This window comes from Mesorhizobium sp. 01N446 (assembly GCF_056399285.1).
In genome coordinates, this window is record NZ_JBFTRA010000002.1 from 435,310 (window position 1) to 452,485 (window position 17,176).

A 17,176-nucleotide genomic window follows, 5' to 3' on the forward strand; every position below is an offset into this window, starting at 1 on the left:
GTGCTACTTCTTGAGCAGACCGAGCCGGACCAGGCTCTCGCCGGTGGCGGCCAGCGCGTCCTCGCGCGGCGCCCAGCCGAGCACACACACCGCCGTGGCGCTGGTGGCATTCTTGACCTTGCCCAGTTTCGTCACCAGCGTCGCGGCTTAAGGGTCGAACAGCCCTAGGATCCGCACCGGCCAATCGGGAAGCTCGCGCGTCGTGGCGCGCGCGCCGCCGCATCGCCGAGCCGCTTTTTCACGGTCTACGCAATTTCCCGCACGGGCATGAAATCGCCCGATCCCGCCAGGAAGCGCTCGTCTCTGACGGCCGGATTGATCGATCGCGTCAGATCGCCACCTGCGTGCCGATCTCCACCACACGCCCGGTCGGGATCTGGAAATATTCGGTCGCATCGGCCGCCGTACGCGCCAGGCCGATGAACAGCCGGTCCTGCCACACCGGCATGCCGGAATTGGGCGAGGCCTTGAGCGAGCGCCGCGACAGGAAGAACGACGTCGTCATGATGTCGAACTTCCAGCCCTGCTTGCGGCAGATCGCCAGCGCGCGCGGAATGTTGGGCTGTTCCATGTAACCGAAGGTCAGCGTCACCCGCATGAACAGCTCGTTGACCGTCTCCATCTTGACCCGGTCCCTGTCGGGCACCACCGGCTGCGGCGCCGTCACCACCGAAAGGATGACGTTCTGCTCATGCAGTACCTTGTAGTGCTTCAGGCTGTGCATCAGCGCTGTCGGCGCACTCAACGGATCGCTGGTCAGGAACACCGCGGTGCCGGACACCAGCTGCGGCTTCTTCTTCAACAGATTGCCGGCGAGGAAATCCAGCGGGATCTCGTTGCGGCGGGTCTTGTCGAACAGATAGCGGCTGCCGCGCACCCAGGTCCACATCCCCAGCACGATGGTGAAGGCCACCAGCAGCGACGCCCAGCCGCCTTCGAACACCTTGACGATGTTGGAGGCGAAGAAACCGATATCGATGAAGGCAAACAGCGCCGTCAGGCTGATCGCAACCCAAAGCCGCCATTTCCAGATGCGGGTCATGACGACATAGAGCAGCACCGTCGTCACCAGCATGTTGCCGGTCACCGAGATACCGTAGGCCGAGGCCAGCTTGCTGGACTCGCCGAAGCCGACCACCAGCATCATCACCACCAGCGCCAGCAAAAGGTTGACCCGCGGCATGTAGATCTGGCCGGACTGTTTTTCCGACGTGTGCAGGATTTCCAGCCGCGGCAGCATGTTGAGCTGCACCGCCTGCCTGGTCAGTGAGAAGGCGCCCGAGATCACCGCCTGACTGGCGATAACCGTCGCGGCTGTCGCCAGCACGACCATGGGAATCAGCGCCCAACCCTCGTTCATCTCGAAGAACGGGTGGCCGACGACGCCATTCTTGGCCAGGACGAAGGCGCCCTGCCCGGCATAGTTGAGCAGCAGGCAGGGAAACACGATCGACAGCCAAGCGAGCACGATCGGCTTGCGGCCGAAATGGCCGAGATCGGCATAGAGCGCCTCGGCGCCGGTGACGGCCAGGAAGATGGCGCCGATGGTGACGAAGGCGACGTCGGGAGAATGGATCAGGAAGGCGACGATATAGTGCGGGCTGATCGCCCACAGGATTTCCGGATCGGAGATGATGTGCTTGAGGCCTGAAAGGCCGATCGCCAGGAACCAGACCGCGGTCACCGGGCCGAAGACCAGTCCCACACCTCCCGTGCCAAAGCGTTGCACCGCGAACACCAGGGCGAGGATGACCAGGGTCAGTGGCACCACGTAAGGCTGGAAAGCCGGCGTGACGACATTCATGCCCTCGACCGCCGACAGCACCGAAATCGCCGGCGTGATGACGGCGTCGCCGAAAAACAGCGAAGCGCCGACGATGCCTATGCCCAGGATCACCGCCGAGCGCTTCGGGAAACTGCCCCGCGCCAGTGCCATCAGCGACAGCACGCCGCCCTCGCCGCGATTGTCGGCGCGCAGCACGAACATGATGTATTTGATGGTGACGATGATCGTCAGCGACCAGATGATCAGCGACAGCACACCCAGAATATCGCCGCGTTGCGCAACGCTGCCGTGGGACGACGCTACCAGCGCTTCGCGAAAGGCATAGATCGGGCTGGTGCCGATATCCCCATAAACCACGCCCAGCGCGCCCAGCATCAGCACCTTGGTGCTATGCTGTTCGATTTCCGGATGGCTCGACTGTTCGACGGGTTCTGCCTCACTACCAGCATTGGCAAGGGCCATGGACGACACTCCGATAAGCGCGCGGTGCTCTACGCTTGCTGCAATGCAATATCAAGTGCCGTCGCGTAATGGCTCCCATGCCGGCAACGCTAGGCTCCTTGGGAAATGGCCGTAATCCAATGGTCGCGGGCTGAATTCGCGGCTGCGGCATTCATCCTAAATAGCGACTTGCGTGCCGATTTCCACGACACGTCCCGTCGGGATCTGGAAATATTCGGTCGCATCAGCCGCCGTGCGCGCCAGGCCGATGAACAGCCGGTCCTGCCACACCGGCATGCCGGAATTGGGCGAGGCCTTGAGCGAGCGTCGCGACAGGAAGAACGACGTTGTCATGATGTCGAACTTCCAGCCCTGCTTGCGGCAGATCGCCAGCGCACGCGGAATGTTGGGCTGTTCCATGTAACCGAAGGTCAGCGTCACCCGCATGAACAGCTCGTTGACCGTCTCCATCTTGACCCGGTCGCTGTCGGGCACCACCGGCTGCGGCGCCGTCACCACCGAAAGGATGACGTTCTGCTCATGCAGCACCTTGTAGTGCTTCAGGCTGTGCATCAGTGCTGTCGGTGCGCTCAAGGGATCGCTGGTCAGGAACACCGCGGTGCCCGACACCAGGTGCGGCTTCTTCTTCAAGAGATTTGCGGCGAGGAAATCGAGCGGGATCTCGTTGCGGCGGGTCTTGTCGAACAGATAGCGGGTGCCGCGTATCCAGGTCCCCATGATCAGCCCCATCATGCAGGCAACCGTGATCGATACCCAGCCGCCTTCGAAGATCTTCACGATATTGGCCAGGAAGAAACCGCTGTCGATGATACCGAACAGCAAGGTCAGCGGCAGGGCGACCGCCAATGTCCATTTCCACAGCTTGCGCATGACGACGAACAGCAGGATCGTCGTCATCAGCATTTCACCGGTCACCGAGATGCCATAGGCGGAGGCCAGCGAACTCGAGCTGCCAAAACCGACGACCAGCAGCATCACCCCCAGGGCGATCAGCAGATTGACGCGGGCCATGTAGATCTGGCCGAGTTGCATTTCGGACGTATGCTGCACCTCGATGCGTGGCAGAAGGTTGAGCTGCACCGCCTGGCGGGTCAGCGAAAAAGCACCTGATATGACTGCCTGGCTGGCGATGACGGTCGCGGCCGTCGCCAGTCCCACCATCGGCATCAATGCCCAGTCAGGCAGCATCTGGAAGAATGGATTGGTCGGCCTCCCGCCATTGGCCAGCACAAAGGCACCCTGCCCGAAATAGTTGAGCAGCAAACAGGGGAAGACCACGGAAAACCACGCCAGCACGATGGGCTTGCGTCCAAAATGGCCGAGATCGACATAAAGCGCCTCGGCCCCGGTCACCGCCAGGAACACCGCGCCGACCGTGACAAAGGCGGCTGTGGGTGTGCTGAAGAGATAGGCGACCGCGTGATACGGATTGATGGCCAGCAGGATCGATGGATCGTCCATCAGGTGATAGAGCCCCGCTACGCCGATAGCCAGGAACCACAGCGCGGTCACCGGCCCGAACACCGCGGCCACCTTGCCCGTGCCGAAGCGTTGCACCGAGAACAGGATGGCCAGGATGAGCAGCGTGATCGGCACGACATAGGGGTCCAGTGTCGGCGTCACCACCGTGAGGCCTTCGACCGCCGACAGCACGGAGATGGCCGGTGTGATGATCGAATCGCCGAAAAACAGCGCCGCGCCGCAAAGGCCGATCGCCAGGATCAGCCGCGCGCCTTTGGGATAGGCGCTGCGCGCCAGCGACATCAGCGACAAGGTACCGCCTTCGCCCTTGTTGTCGGCGCGAAGCACGAAGGCGACATATTTTATGGTCACGATGATCGTCAGCGCCCAGACGATCAGCGACAGCACGCCAAGCACGTGAGCGCGTGTATCGATACCGGGCGAAGCGTGAAGCGCCTCGCGGAAAGCGTAGATCGGACTGGTGCCGATATCGCCATAGACAACGCCGAGCGCACCCAGCATCAGAACCTTGGTGCTGTGCTGCTCGGCCCCCGAATGGCTCGATTGCTCGACGGTTTCGGCCTCGCTACCGCGACTGGCAAGGTCCATGGACCACCCCCCGACAAGCGCGCGATGCTTCACGTATGCTGCAATGCGATGTCAATTGCACGCTATGGCTGCCATACCTGCAAAGCGAAGCTCTACCCCTACCAGCCGCAGGCTCTGAGGAACCGGCCCACCGTGCCGGCCATGCCATACTCCAACGCGTCGGCTGTCAACCCATGTCCGATTGACACTTCGGCCAATGCCGGAATGCGCTTGGCCAGAGCCGGCAGATTGCCCACCGTCAAATCGTGCCCGGCATTGACCTGGAGACCGGCAGCAAATGCGGCGTCGGCCGTTTTTCCCAATCTTTCCAGTTCCTTGGCGGCTTTTTCGGAATCGGAATGATAGCTGCCATAAGGGCCGGTATAGAGCTCGATCCGGTCGGCGCCGGTGTCGCGCGCGGCCGTCATGCCGGCGGGATCGGCGTCGGAAAACAGCGACACCCTGAAGCCGCCCTTCTTCAAGCGCCGGACGATCGGCGTCAGGAAGGCGGCATCGGCGACGAAGTTCCAGCCATGGTCGGAGGTCGCCTGTGCCGGATCATCGGGAACCAACGTCACCTGTTCGGGCTGATGCTTTTCCACAAGCGCCAGAAAATCCTCGCTCGGGTAACCCTCGATGTTGAACTCCGCCTTTGGGAACTCATCGTCGATCAGCGCCCTGATTTCGGGCAGGTCGGAATGGCGCGTGTGACGCTCGTCGGGGCGCGGATGGACCGTCAGCCCATGCGCTCCGGCGGCAAGCGCGAGCCGGCCGATGCCGATCACGCTGGGCCACGGCAGGTCGCGTCGGTTGCGCAGCATGGCGATGGCGTTGAGGTTGACGGAAAGCTTGGCGGGCATGTCTGGCGTCCGTGAAATCAGGCGGTTGGCGGTGCGCCACGGCCACACGTTCATCCGCGGCGCGCTCGAGATCGGGCATCTATAGCGCCTTTGACGGGAACAGATAGGGGTTTCCGGTGTTCCAGAAGACCAACGCTGTTCCGCCAAAGGAGGCCCCACCCGTGAATTTCCTGCAATCCGTGCCGGCGATCCGCCGCATCGACACCTCTCGTGATGACCTGTTCGCCATCGATGTCGTCGGTCATGTATCGGCGGCCGATGCGGAAAACCTGTTCGGCCTGCTGGAGGCGGCCTATGCGCTGCATCAGCGAATCGACGTGGCCGTGCGCATGGTCGATCACGATGGCGTCGACTGGACCGACATCTCCGACGAGACCCTCAAACAGGGTGCTGTCCATGCATCGGAGCATATAGGCCGTTGCGCGGCGATCGGCACGCCGGACTGGACGCCGGACGCACGGCACGCTTTGCCCGCTTCGTCACCCATCGAATTCAGGCATTTCAAGGCCGAGGATGAAGATGAGGCCTGGGAATGGCTCGGCGCCGGGCAGGTCGGCGTGCGAGAAAAGCCGGCGTCGTAGCTCTACCGGACGATGGTCAGCCGTTCGGCGGCCCGCGTAATCGCGGTATAGAGCCAGCGCTGGCGTGTTTCCTTGAAGGCCCAGCTTTCGTCGAACAGCACGATCTCGTTCCACTGCGAGCCCTGAGCCTTGTGCACGGTCAAGGCATAGCCATAGTCGAAATCGTCAAAACGCTTCTTCTGCTGCCACGGGATATCGGCGTCGGGATCCTCGAACGCCGCCTTGAGCAGCTTGATCTTGGCGACGCCGCGGTCCGGATCGTCCTCTTCCGGCGAGACCAGAAGGTTGATGCCAGGTTTCACCGTCTCGCGCGACGAGGTCATCACCTTCCACAGCGAACCGTTGAGYAGGCCCTTGGCGGGATCGTTGCGCAGGCAGACCAGCTTATCGCCGGCCTGGGGATAGTCGGCATTGAAGCCCTTGAGCTCGCGCAGGCGCTGATTGTAGCGGCGGCGGGTGCGATTGGTGCCGACCAGCACCTGGTCCGCCTTCAGCACCAGTTCCTGGGTGACGTCTTCCTTGCCGATCACCTGCGCCGTGCCATAGTCGCCGCGCATGAATTCGCGACCTTCGCGCACGTCGAGGGCCAGCCGCAGGATCGGATTGTCACGCGCCTGCCGGTGGATCTCGGTGAGCAGGAAATCTGGCTCGTGATCGGTGAAAAAGCCGCCGCCCGAGATCGGCGGCAGCTGGCCGGGATCGCCCAGCACCAGGATCGGCGTGCCAAAACTCATCAGGTCCCGGCCAAGCTGCTCGTCGACCATCGAGCATTCGTCGATGACGACCAGTTTCGCGCGCGAGATCGGGCTCTGCCGGTTGAGCGAGAAGGTCGGCGACATCGAGGTCTTGCCGGTCACCTCGTCCTCGACCGATTCCTCTCCCTTGGGCCTGTATATCAGCGAATGGATGGTGCGGGCATTGACCGCCCCCTTGGAGCGCAGCACCTGCGCTGCCTTGCCGGTGAAGGCGGCGAACTGCACCTGGCCGTCGACATGTTCGGCGAAATAACGCGCGAGCGTCGTCTTGCCGGTGCCGGCATAGCCGAACAGCCTGAACAGCTGCGGCTTGCCGGCCTGCAGCCAGCGGGCGACCGCTTGCAGCGCCTCGTCCTGTTGGGGTGAGAATTCCATCTGATCGTGTGACCGGATTCGCGAGGGAAAGACAAGATAGGCGCCACCATCGATACAGACGGCGGCTAACTCCCCACACCCAGACTATCAGGCGAAAATTGGAACGTAAAGAGAACAAACATCGCTCCGCCCGTGATCACCTCACGGCATGCGGATCGTTCTCCAGCAAGATCGGCTTGCCGTGCGGGGTGGCGTGCGCCGCGCGTTCCCAGGCCTGCGCCATCGCATCGACATCGGATTTGGCGGCCAGCCCCTTTGAGGCCAGCAGCCCCTCCAGCGCCGCCAGCCAATGCTCGTAATAGTCATGGCCATCGGCTGCGGCACCCGGCTTCTTCACTTCCGCCGACAGCGCATCCGCCCACTCGCTCCACGAGAACAGGCCCTTGTCATGCAGCGCCACCGTCATGGCGAACGCCTCGGCCTGCCATGGCTCGGCGAAGACCGCCGCATCGAGGCTGGCGGGCAAATCTGCGGCGATCCCGTCAGGCCGGCTCAAGATAACTCTCCCAGGCGTCGATCGAAACGACAAGCGTCGGGTCGGCCCCCTCGCCCCAGATTTCCGGACCGTCGAAAACCACCGTATAGACCCATTGCGGGTTTTCGCCCTGGCCATGCGCGTTGCTGTCGGGAAAGACAAAACCGTCGCGCACCGCCTCGATTGTGCCCCGCTTGCCGCGTGCATAGCGCGGCAGCCTTGTATGGCCGGTCGGGTTGAAGTTCTTCGTCCGCACGGCATCGCCGGCCTTGAAGCGTGGCGCTGTTTCGACCGGCCGATCGCAAGGACCGCCCTTGGCCAGCACGGCAGGCACGTTTTCGGCTTTCAGCACCCGTTTCGGGGTCGCCGCTCTATCGATCGCCTCGCCTGCCTCGAGATCGCGCTCGCTGACGAAACCGTGGCGCTTAAGCAACTTTTCCAGCGCCTTGATCCAGATCTGGTAGTAGCTGGAGGCATAATAATCGGCCGGATGCAGCGATTCCCGCGCATGCCGGCTCTCGTCGATGGTCCAGGCACCCATGGCGCCGGCGCAAAGCGTCACGCCGAGTGCGCGCCTCTCCCAGGCAGCGTGGAAATAGGGCTCGTCCTGTTCGGGCGCGACCGGGCCGAAGCCCATCTGCCCGCCGAGATCGTGCGGCCCGTTCATGCCGGCTGCCTCGTTTGTTGCGGTTCCTGGGCGAGCGCCGTACCGATCATCGCATCGCGGCTCACCAGGTCGGCCAGTTGTTCCTCGCTCCAGCCTTCGGTGCCGGCCGGGCGCATCGGCACGACGAGATAGCGCAGTTCCGCCGTCGAATCCCAGACGCGTATCCTGGTGGTCGCCGGCAGCGTCAGCCCGAATTCCTCAAGCACGCCACGCGGATCGATCACCGCGCGCGAGCGATAGGGCGGCGCCTTGTACCAGACCGGCGGCAGGCCGAGCACCGACCATGGATAGCAGGAGCACAACGTGCAGACGACGAGGTTGTGCGTATCCCCGGTGTTGAACACCGCCTGCATGTGCTCGCCTTGCCGGCCGGTATAGCTCAGCGATTCGATCGCCGCCGTCGCATCGCGCTTGAGCCAGTCCGCATAGGCAGGATCGCTCCAGGCCTTGGCCACCACCCTGGCGCCGTTGCGCGGGCCGATCTTGGTCTCGTAGGTATCGACGATGACGTCGATCGCGGCCGGATCGATCAGGCCCTTGCGGGTCAGGATGGTCTCCAGCGCGCGCACGCGGGCGGCAAACGGATCGAGCTCGTTGTCGTGGTCATGATCATGGGACATGGGCACAAATTACGGTTCCGCCCCGCCGGCTGCAAGCATGACGGCTTGGGCCAGCGGAAATCGGTGCCCGCTGGCCGGCTATTCGGCGGCCGTCTTCTGCGGTTCGGCCGGAATATCGTCGTTGATGCCGAAGAGCGAGGGCTGTTCGGCATCGGCCACCGCGGGCAGGTCGGGCTTGCGCTTCGGCAAGAGCCCGCCCAGCCAGCCCGAGAAATTCTCCATGTAGACGTAGATCACCGGGGTCACGAACAGGGTCAGCGCCTGCGAGGCCAGCAGGCCGCCGACGACGGCAACGCCCAGCGGCTGGCGCAGTTCGGCGCTGGCGCCGGTGCCGAGCGCGATCGGGAACGTGCCCATCAGCGCGGCCAGCGTCGTCATCATGATCGGCCTGAAACGCATCAGGCAGGCCTTGTGGATGGAGTCCTTGGCCGACATACCCTCTCGTCGCAATTCGAGCGCGACGTCGACCATCATGATGCCGTTCTTCTTGACGATGCCGATCAGCATCAGAATGCCGATCACCGCGATCACCGACAGATCCATGCCGGCGAAGCGCAAGGCGACCACCGCGCCCAGCACCGCCGACGGCAGGCCGGTGAGGATGGTGAGCGGGTGGATGAAGCTCTCGTACAGGATGCCGAGCACGATATAGATCGTCAGGATCGCGCCGCCGACCAGCAGGCCCTGGTTGGCCAGCGAATCCTGGAAGGTCTTGGCCGTGCCGGCAAAGCTGGTCGAGATCGCCGTCGGCATGCCTATCTGCTCCTTGAGCGCATCGATGCGCTTCACGCTGTCACCCAGCGCCACGCCTTGCGGGAGGTTGTAGGAGATGGTCACGGCCGGAAGCTGACCGAGCTGGTTGACCGTCAGGGCGCCTGCCGTACGATCGACCCGGGCGAAGGCGCCAAGCGGAACCAGCGAGCCGCTCGCCGTCCGCATCTGGATGGCCAGCATCCGCTCGGGCGACCATTCGATCTTGGGGTCGAGTTCGGTGATGACTTCGTAGCTGTCGGCCGAACCGAAGATCGTCGAGACCTGGTCGGTGCCGAAGCCGCCATAAAGCGCCGAGCGCAGCGTGTCGGTATCGATGCCGAGCTGGGCGGCCTTGTCGCGATCGATGACCAGCGATGCCTGCAGGGCATTGTTCTGCAGGTCGCTGGTGACGTCGGTGAAGGTCGTATGGTCGGCCGCCATCGCGTCATTCAGTTTCTGCGCCCAGATATCGGTCTGGCCGGTATCGAGCCCCTGCACAACGAGCTGGTAGGCGCTGGCCGACGAGCGCGAACCAAGCCGCAGATTCTGCACCGGCTGCATGTAGGTCTCGATGCCGGCCACGCCAGCCAGTTGCTTGCGCAGATCAGCCTGCACCTTCTCGATGTCGGGTCGCTGGCTCTTGTCCTTCAACTGCACATAGAGCTGGCCCTGGTTCAGTGCATTATTGCCGCTGCCTGCTGACCATGCCACATGCGAAACATAAGGCGAATGGGAAAAGACGCTTGCCACCTGCCCCTGCAGCTTCACCATGGCGTCAAAAGAAATGTCCTGGCGCGCAATGGTCGTCACCGAGATCTGGCTGATATCCTCCTGCGGGAAGAAGCCCTTCGGCGAGACCTCGATCAGCCATACCGACGCTGCCGCGGTGCCGATGAAGACCAGGAACACCAGGAACGTGTGGCGCAGGCAGAAGCTCAGAACCCGATCGTAGCCGCGCGTGACAAGGTCGTGCTTGTGTCCCGGGGCGTGCGCTTCGCGATCGGCCTTGGTCACCGACAAGAGCCGCGAGCACAGCATCGGCGTCAGCGTCAGCGATACGAACATCGATGCCAGGATGGCGACCGTCACCACGACGGCGAACTCGTTGAAGATGCGCCCGATGACACCGCCCATCAGAAGCACGGGGATGAACACCGCCACCAGCGAGATCGAGATAGAGATGATGGTGAAGCCGATTTCGCGCGCGCCCTTGAGCGAGGCATCGAATGCGGAAAGCCCGTCCTCCTCCATGTGCCGGAAGATGTTTTCCAGCATGACGATGGCGTCGTCGACGACGAGGCCGACCGCCAGCGTCAGGCCCATCAGCGATATGTTGTCGATGGAAAAGCCGAAGAGGAACATCGCGCCGAGCGTGGCGATCAGCGAGATCGGCACCGCCACGGCCGGGATGATGGTCGCCGTCACCCGGCGCAGGAACACGAAGATGACCATCACCACCAGCGCGATGGTCAGCAGCAGCGTAAACTGCACATCGTTGACGGCCTGACGGATGGAGGTCGAACGGTCGTTGAGCAGCTTGATCTGGGCGGCGGCCGGCATCTGGTCCTGGAAGGACGGCAGCATCGCCTTGACCTTGTCGACGACGTCGACCGTGTTGGCGTCGGGCTGACGCTGCACGGCCATGATGATGGCGCGGGTGCCGTCGTACCAACTTGCGGTCGTGGTCGTCTGCACCGAATCGACGACGCGCGTCACCTCGCCCAGCCGCACCGGGTGGCCATTCTTGGTGGCGATGATCAGGTTGGAGAAGCCGGCGGCGTCGGTCAGCTGGGTGTTGGCTGTGATGGTCAGCTGCTGCTTGTTGTTCTGCAGCACACCGAGGGGCGTATTGCTGTTGGCCGATGAGACCGCCGCCTGCAACTGGTCGATCGAGATGCCGCGCGCGGCAAGTGCCGTCGGATCGATCTGGATGCGCACGGCATATTTCTGCTGGCCGAAGATCGAGACCTGCGCCACGCCGTCGATGGTCGACAGCGACGGCGATATGACGTTTTCGGCGAACGCATCGAGGTCGGTCAGCGGAACCGTGTCGCTGACCAGCGACATCAGGAGGATCGGCGCATCGGCCGGATTGACCTTGCGATAGCTCGGCGGCGACGTCATCTGCGGCGGCAGCGATTTCTGCGTGCGCGCGATCGCGGCCTGTACGTCCGCGGCCGCCGCGTCAATGTCGCGGTTGAGCACGAACTGGATGGCAATCGAGGTCTGGCCGAGCGAGTTGGTGGTCGAGATCGAATCGATGCCGGCAATGGTGGCGAACTGCTTGATCAGCGGCGTCGCCACCGATGTCGCCATGGTTTCCGGCGAGGCGCCCGGCAGCGAGGCCGAGACGTTGACGACGGGGAATTCGGCGCTCGGAAGTGCCGCCACTGGCAGGAATTTGTAGGCGAACAATCCCCCCAGCACGAGGGCGAACGACATTAGAAGGGTGGCGACGGGCCTGCGAATGCAGAATTCGGAGATCATTGGGCCGCCTCGCCGGCGTTGCTCGCCTGGGCCACCTTGGGTGCGGCAGCCCCAACCTTGCCTTCATGCACGGCTGCGCCGTCCTTCAGCCTTGTCTGGCCTTCGGTGACCACCTTCTCACCGCTCTTCAGCCCCTGGCTGATGGCGCTGTTTTCGCCTTCGGTCAGCGCCACCTGAACCGGCCGCATCTCGACCGTGCTGTCAGGCTTGACGACATAGACGAACGGCCCCTTCTGGCTGGGCTGGACCGCGACCGTCGGAACGGAGGTCATCTGCGGCATGATGCCGGCGTCGAGGACGACATTCACATACTGGCCCGGCCACAGCGAAAGATCGGCATTGGGTATGCTCGCCCGTGTCGCGATCGTCCCCGAGGCGGTATCGACGCTGGAATCGACGAAATCGAGCGTGCCCTTGCCGATCGGCGTCGGGTCGCCGTCCTTGGTCAAGGTCACCGCCCCTTGCTGCGGATTGGTAAGCGCCTTGTGCAGCAGCGCCAGATTGCTTTCGGGCAGATTGAAGTTGACCTGCAACGGGTCCATCTGGGTGATGGTGACCAGCGGCGTCGAGGTGCTGCTGTTGCCATTGCTGGTGGTCACCAGATCGCCGACGGCGACATTGACCGCGCCCAGCCTGCCCGCGATCGGCGCCGTGATGGTGGCAAAGCCAAGCTGGACATTGTCCGCGTCGATCGTTGCCTTGTCGGCATCGACGGTCGCGGCCGCCGCCTTCTGGGCGGCCACGGCCTGGTCATAGGTTTGCTGCGTGCCGGCCTGCTTGGCGACAAGGTCCTTGGCGCGCTGAAGATCGGAATTCGAACTGGCAAGCAGCGCCTGGTCCTTGGCGAGCGTGGCCTGGTCCTTGGCGAGTTGCGCCTTGAGCGCCCGGTCGTCGAGCGAGAACAGGGTATCGCCCGCCTTCACCATCTGCCCGTCCTTGACGTCGATCGACACGATCTGGCTGGAGACCCGCGCATTGATGCTGACCACGGCGGGTGAGTAGACGAAGCCGATGGCGTAGCGCCGGATCGGGAAGTCGGCCGTGGTTGCCGTCGCCGAAACGATCGAGGCCGAACGCGCGCCGCTGCCGCCCTGCTTGCCTCCCGCTGCCTGCCCCCCTGCTGCCTGCTTATCGGTTGCCGCCTTGTCCGACGCCGCGACCTGCTTTGCGCCGATGAGCTGCTGAACCCTGCTCAGCGCGTCCGGAGACAGATAGAGCCAGGCCGCGCCCGCGCAGGCGACGACAAGCAATGAAAGAATGACTTTTCCACGCATCGACAAAGGCCTCTCCGTCCGACACGCCATAGCCAGGTGGTGGTCGTATTCTAGCGCAACTCACGGCTCATTGCCGCGATTTCGCCGAATAGATAGGACACACGTTTGTCGGAAAAGGGCCAAAACACGGCATTACGAAGATTTAATGTGCACTGCACAATGGACAGGCAGCCGGCTATCGTCGCGGGCCGAAGCCCGTCACAGGCCTCAAAAGCCCGGCTCTAAGCCTTACCCAGATGCTTCGGCCAGAATTCCTGATGTACTTCGGCGGCTTCGTCTTCGAGGTTCGGCCCAACCACCGTGACTATGCGCGCGCCGGTTTGCAGCACGGCCCGGCTCGGCACGTTCAACCCGATCCCAGCGATCTCGCCAAGCCGCGCTTCGGAGCACGCAAACACCATACACCCGATGCCCGACCAGTATATCGCGCCGGAGCACATCGCGCACGGCTCAGTGCTGGTGTAGAGCGTGCAGTCAGCGAGAAAAGCCGTGTCGTAGTGTTGTGCCGCCAATTTAACCAGGTTCATCTCGGCATGGTTCGTCATATCGCGGCCCGTGAAGACACTGTTTTCGGCGCGCAGGATTACTTCGCCGTCCTTCACCAGCACCGAGCCAAACGGTTCGTTGCCATGGTCCATTGCGGATTTCGAGAGCGCAATCGCCTCGCGTAGAAACGGCTCATGGCTTTCCATCACACTCCCCCAAAGAGGCCAAGCTGAATGATCTTGTCTTCAAGCGTAGGAATTTCCAAGGGGCTGCAAATCAGATTCAAGTCGGCGATCTGCATCTGGCTCGAATCCATGAGTCCTGAGCCTATTTCAGCATCGGCCACAGTGTCGCCGCCAGAAGCACGCCCATGGCGATGTTGAACCATTTCAGCCGCACCGGATCCGACAGGAACCCCCGCAGCGCCGTGCCGAACCCAGCCCATATCGAAACGCTCGGCAGATTGACGACCGTGAAGGCGATCGAGATCAGCGCCACCGACAGGAACGGGTGCTCGGCATTGGCATAGACGGCCATGGCGGTGATCGCCATCACCCACGCCTTGGGATTGACCCACTGGAATGCTGCGGCATCGATGAAGCGCATCGGCCGCGCATCCGTCGCGCCCTTGCCGTTCAACGAGCGCGACATGGCGATCTTCCAGGCGAGATAGAGCAGATAGGCGCCGCCGGCGATCTTCAAGCCGGTATGCAGCGCCGGAAACGCCGTCAACACAGCGCCAAGGCCAAGGCCGACGGCAAGCAACAGCACCAGGAAGCCCATGCTGATGCCAAGCATGTGCGGGACGGTTCTGGCGATGCCGAAATTGACGCCGGAGGCCAGCAGCATGAGGTTGTTCGGCCCCGGCGTGATCGAGGTCACGAAAGCGTAGACGAGCAGTGCGAGGAATGCGTCGAGAGACATGTTATCCTCCCAGATACGTCAGCATCATTGTCGCTTTCCGCCGACTGCGCAAAGCCCAGCGCCCGGCCATTGATCGAGCCAGGCGTTGAGCGGATCTCTTTGCGCGGTAGCGGGTTCTACATGCCCTGCGGGCCGCGATTCATCGCCGCCACGCCGGTGCGACAGATCTCGACCAGACCGAGCGGCTTCATGATGGCGATGAACTGGTCGAGCTTGGAGCCCTTGCCGGTGATCTCGAAGATGAAATGCTCGGTGTTGGCATCGATGACCGAGGCGCGGAAGGCGTCGGCCAGCCGCAGCGCCTCGACGCGGGCGTCGCCGGTGCCGGCGACCTTGACCAGCGCCAGTTCCCGCTCCAGCGGCCGCTCCTGGCCAAGCTCGTGCGAGCGGACAGTCAGATCGACCACGCGATGGACCGGCACGATGCGCTCGAGCTGGTTCTTGATCTGCTCCATCACATGCGGCGTGCCGCGCGTCACGATGGTGATGCGCGACAGGTGCTTCTCATGCTCCGTCTCGGAAACGGTCAGGCTCTCGATGTTGTAGCCGCGCCCGGAAAACAGGCCGATGACCCGGGCGAGTACCCCGGGCTCGTTGTCGACCAGCACGGAAAGCGTGTGGATCTCCGGCCGCTCCGTTTCCTTGGCGATGAAGTAGGCGGAGCCGGTCGGTTGAAGGTGTTGTGCGTTCATGACATGGATCTCAAATTCTTGATCTAATTCTTTGTTTGCGCACGGCTTTTCCGACAAGCCCTGCCTTGGCCCGTCGATTACACCAGTTCCCTGCCCTTGGCATCGATGGCGTTCGCCACGGCCTCGTCGGTGGCCTCGTCGGGCAACAGCATCTCGTTATGCGCCTTGCCAGACGGGATCATCGGGAAGCAGTTGGCGAGGTTCGCCACGCGGCAATCGAACAGCACGGGTTTCTTGACCGAGATCATCTCCTTGATGGCGTCGTCGAGCTCGTCCGGCTTCTCGCAGCGTATGCCGTGGCCGCCATAGGCCTCCGCCAGCTTGACGAAGTCCGGCATGGCCTCGGTGTAGGAATGCGACAGCCGGTTGCCGTGCAGCAATTGCTGCCACTGGCGCACCATACCCATATACTGGTTGTTGAGGATGAAGATCTTGATCGGCGCCTTGTACTGCACCGCAGCACTCATCTCCTGCATCGTCATCTGCACCGAGGCATCGCCGGCGATGTCGATGACCAGCGCATCGGGATGCGCGATCTGCACGCCGAGCGCAGCCGGCAGGCCGTAACCCATCGTGCCCAGCCCGCCCGATGTCATCCAGCGGTTCGGCTTTTCGAAATGATAATGCTGCGCGGCCCACATCTGGTGCTGGCCGACCTCGGTGGTGATGTAGGTGTCCTTGTCCTTGGTCAGTTCGTAGAGCCGCTGGATGGCGTATTGCGGCATGATCACGTCGTGGTTCATCTTGTAGGCGAGTGAATCGCGGCCGCGCCATTTGGCGATCTGCTCCCACCAGGGGTAGAGCGCCTTCTTGTCGGCCTTGGCGGTGGCCCGCCACAGCCGCACCATATCCTCCAGCACGCGGCCGACATCGCCGATGATCGGCACCTCGGTGTGCACGTTCTTGTTGATCGACGATGGGTCGATGTCGATGTGGATCTTCTTCGAGTGCGGCGAAAACGCGCTGAGCCGCCCGGTAATACGGTCGTCGAAGCGCGCGCCGATGCAGATCATCACATCGCAATCATGCATGGCCATGTTGGCCTCGTAGGTGCCGTGCATGCCGAGCATGCCGACCCAGTTCTTGCCCGATGCCGGATAGGCGCCCAAGCCCATCAGGGTCGAGGTGATCGGGAAACCGGTGAGGTCGACCAGTTCGCGCAGCAGATGGCTGGCTTCCGGACCGGAATTGATGACGCCGCCGCCCGAATAGATGATCGGCTTCTTGGCCTTGGCCATCAGTTCGACCGCGGCCTTGATCTTCTCCAGATCGCCCTGGACCTTCGGCTGGTAGCTGGTGCGCGGTGCGATCTGCGGCGGGACATAAAACCCCTTGGCGAACTGCACGTCCTTCGGAATGTCGACCACCACGGGACCCGGACGGCCGGTCGTGGCGACATGGAAGGCTTCGTGGATGGTCGCTGCGAGCTCGTTGACGTCCTTCACCAGCCAGTTGTGCTTGGTGCAGGGCCGCGTAATGCCGACCGTGTCGCATTCCTGGAAGGCATCGGAGCCAATGAGAGAGGTCGGCACCTGGCCCGTCAGGCAGACCAGCGGAATCGAATCCATCAGCGCGTCCTGCAGCGGCGTCACCGCATTGGTCGCGCCGGGTCCCGATGTCACCAGCATGACGCCGGCCTTGCCGGTCGAGCGCGCATAGCCCTCAGCCGCGTGGCCGGCACCCTGCTCATGCCGCACGAGAATGTGCTCGACATCATCCTGCTGGAAGATCTCGTCGTAGATCGGAAGGACCGCGCCGCCCGGATAACCGAAGACATGCTTGACGCCATTGTCCTTCAGCGCCTGCACCACCATTTCGGCGCCCGTCATCTCGCGCCGCTCACTCTGTCCGTTGCTCATCGGTCTGGTCCCGTACTGTCGCCACCTGGGCGTTGCCACTTGGGCGTTGTTGGTCGTTTAGTCGTGTTTCG

15 protein-coding genes are annotated in these 17,176 nt (G+C 63.0%); 1 reads left to right on the forward strand and 14 read right to left on the reverse strand.

What is annotated here, in order from left to right:
* Nucleotides 1-3: 3 nt before the first annotated feature.
* From AC1DPX_RS10465 to AC1DPX_RS10480, 4 genes are all read right to left on the reverse strand, one after another.
* Nucleotides 4-135 (reverse strand): hypothetical protein, encoded by a 132-nt coding sequence (locus tag AC1DPX_RS10465; protein ID WP_477236385.1) that lies wholly within the window; start codon nt 133-135, stop codon nt 4-6.
* A 193-nt stretch (nt 136-328) separates the two neighbouring features.
* Nucleotides 329-2,248: a potassium transporter Kup gene (locus tag AC1DPX_RS10470; protein ID WP_477236386.1), complete on the reverse strand. Its 1,920-nt coding sequence runs from the start codon at nt 2,246-2,248 to the stop codon at nt 329-331.
* Nucleotides 2,249-2,404: 156 nt separating this feature from the next.
* Complete coding sequence (locus AC1DPX_RS10475) at nt 2,405-4,318, reverse strand: potassium transporter Kup (protein ID WP_477236388.1); 1,914 nt, start codon at nt 4,316-4,318, stop codon at nt 2,405-2,407.
* Between the two features lie 98 nt (nt 4,319-4,416).
* Nucleotides 4,417-5,157 carry a pyridoxine 5'-phosphate synthase gene (locus tag AC1DPX_RS10480; protein WP_202359146.1) on the reverse strand — a complete coding sequence of 247 codons (741 nt, stop codon included), beginning with the start codon at nt 5,155-5,157 and terminating at the stop codon, nt 4,417-4,419.
* Nucleotides 5,158-5,318: 161 nt separating this feature from the next.
* Here AC1DPX_RS10480 and AC1DPX_RS10485 point away from each other — a divergent pair, with 161 nt between their 5' ends.
* A complete protein-coding gene (locus AC1DPX_RS10485) occupies nt 5,319-5,738 on the forward strand; it encodes a SpoIIAA family protein (protein WP_477236390.1) in 420 nt (139 codons plus the stop codon).
* A 2-nt stretch (nt 5,739-5,740) separates the two neighbouring features.
* On the opposite strand, the gene AC1DPX_RS10490 is transcribed toward AC1DPX_RS10485, so the two are convergent.
* The 10 genes from AC1DPX_RS10490 to AC1DPX_RS10535 all read right to left on the reverse strand — a co-directional run bounded on the left by AC1DPX_RS10490 (nt 5,741) and on the right by AC1DPX_RS10535 (nt 17,105).
* Nucleotides 5,741-6,868: an ATP-dependent DNA helicase gene (locus AC1DPX_RS10490; protein ID WP_010910153.1), complete on the reverse strand. Its 1,128-nt coding sequence runs from the start codon at nt 6,866-6,868 to the stop codon at nt 5,741-5,743.
* 136 nt (nt 6,869-7,004) lie between these two features.
* Nucleotides 7,005-7,364, reverse strand: coding sequence for a nitrile hydratase accessory protein (locus tag AC1DPX_RS10495; protein WP_202359144.1), 360 nt, complete (start codon nt 7,362-7,364; stop codon nt 7,005-7,007).
* Nucleotides 7,351-8,010, reverse strand: a complete 660-nt coding sequence (gene nthB, locus AC1DPX_RS10500; protein ID WP_202359143.1) for a nitrile hydratase subunit beta — start codon at nt 8,008-8,010, stop codon at nt 7,351-7,353. The genes AC1DPX_RS10495 and nthB overlap by 14 nt, the downstream gene beginning before the upstream one ends.
* Nucleotides 8,007-8,630, reverse strand: coding sequence for a nitrile hydratase subunit alpha (gene nthA / locus AC1DPX_RS10505; protein WP_477236392.1), 624 nt, complete (start codon nt 8,628-8,630; stop codon nt 8,007-8,009). Before nthA ends, nthB begins: the two co-directional genes overlap by 4 nt.
* A 78-nt stretch (nt 8,631-8,708) precedes the next feature.
* Complete coding sequence (locus AC1DPX_RS10510; RefSeq protein ID WP_202359141.1) at nt 8,709-11,870, reverse strand: efflux RND transporter permease subunit; 3,162 nt, start codon at nt 11,868-11,870, stop codon at nt 8,709-8,711.
* The gene (locus AC1DPX_RS10515) at nt 11,867-13,144 is read right to left on the reverse strand and encodes an efflux RND transporter periplasmic adaptor subunit (RefSeq protein WP_477236394.1); all 1,278 of its coding nucleotides are present in this window, start codon (nt 13,142-13,144) and stop codon (nt 11,867-11,869) included. Before AC1DPX_RS10515 ends, AC1DPX_RS10510 begins: the two co-directional genes overlap by 4 nt.
* 221 nt (nt 13,145-13,365) lie before the next feature.
* Complete coding sequence (locus AC1DPX_RS10520; protein WP_477236396.1) at nt 13,366-13,836, reverse strand: nucleoside deaminase; 471 nt, start codon at nt 13,834-13,836, stop codon at nt 13,366-13,368.
* 121 nt (nt 13,837-13,957) lie between these two features.
* The gene (locus AC1DPX_RS10525; protein ID WP_202359138.1) at nt 13,958-14,554 is read right to left on the reverse strand and encodes a LysE family translocator; all 597 of its coding nucleotides are present in this window, start codon (nt 14,552-14,554) and stop codon (nt 13,958-13,960) included.
* 116 nt (nt 14,555-14,670) lie between these two features.
* Complete coding sequence (ilvN, locus tag AC1DPX_RS10530) at nt 14,671-15,246, reverse strand: acetolactate synthase small subunit (protein ID WP_096447268.1); 576 nt, start codon at nt 15,244-15,246, stop codon at nt 14,671-14,673.
* A gap of 77 nt (nt 15,247-15,323) precedes the next feature.
* Nucleotides 15,324-17,105, reverse strand: a complete 1,782-nt coding sequence (locus AC1DPX_RS10535; protein ID WP_202359137.1) for an acetolactate synthase 3 large subunit — start codon at nt 17,103-17,105, stop codon at nt 15,324-15,326.
* Nucleotides 17,106-17,176: the final 71 nt, after the last annotated feature.